This window comes from Pseudomonas sp. 43(2021) (assembly GCF_017490805.1).
Lineage (GTDB): Bacteria > Pseudomonadota > Gammaproteobacteria > Pseudomonadales > Pseudomonadaceae > Aquipseudomonas.
Genome location: NZ_JAFGYJ010000129.1, coordinates 1 through 665 on the forward strand (window position 1 = coordinate 1; position 665 = coordinate 665).

Below are 665 nucleotides of genomic sequence, written 5' to 3' on the forward strand. Positions count from 1 at the left end.
GGCCAATGCCAAGCCGGCGGCGAGAAGTGAGGCGCCAAAGAGTTTTTTCACTGCGCATTCCTTGTTCTGTGGGGTGTCGTGTCAAAAATGAGGCGATTTGCCAGCGACTATAACGGGCCTCGCATAGTCGCTTAAAGATTAAAAAGCTCTGTGCTTATTCCACTTTCTTGAACAGCTGACTGCCGCAGCGCGAACAGAACGCTGCGCTCTGTTCATGGTTCTTTTTCTGACAGCCCGGGCAGTCATGTTGCAGCTGTTCGCCGCGCATGGCATTGGCCAGCTCTGCGGTGAAAATCCCTGTGGGCACGGCGATGATCGAGTAACCGGTGATCATCACCAGCGAGGAAATCACCTGGCCCAGCGGCGTCTTAGGCACGATGTCGCCGAAGCCGACAGTGGTCAAGGTCACGATCGCCCAATAGATGCCCTTGGGAATACTCGTGAAACCATGCTCCGGGCCTTCGATCACGTACATCAGCGTGCCGAACACCGTCACCAGCGTGCACACGCTGACCAGAAACACGACGATTTTCTGCTTGCTGCCGCGCAGCGCCGACATCAGATAGTTGGCTTGCTTGAGATACGGGCTGAGCTTGAGCACGCGGAAAATCCGCAGCATCCGAATGATGCGGATGATCAGCAGATACTGCGCATCGCTGTAATAC

Annotated in this window: 1 protein-coding gene; it reads right to left on the minus strand. The window is 55.5% G+C overall.

All coding sequences use genetic code 11. From position 1 onward, the window contains the following. Positions 1-154: 154 nt before the first annotated feature. The coding region (locus J5M71_RS26330) for a potassium channel family protein (protein WP_207838397.1) at positions 155-665 on the minus strand (511 nt) is incomplete at its 5' end.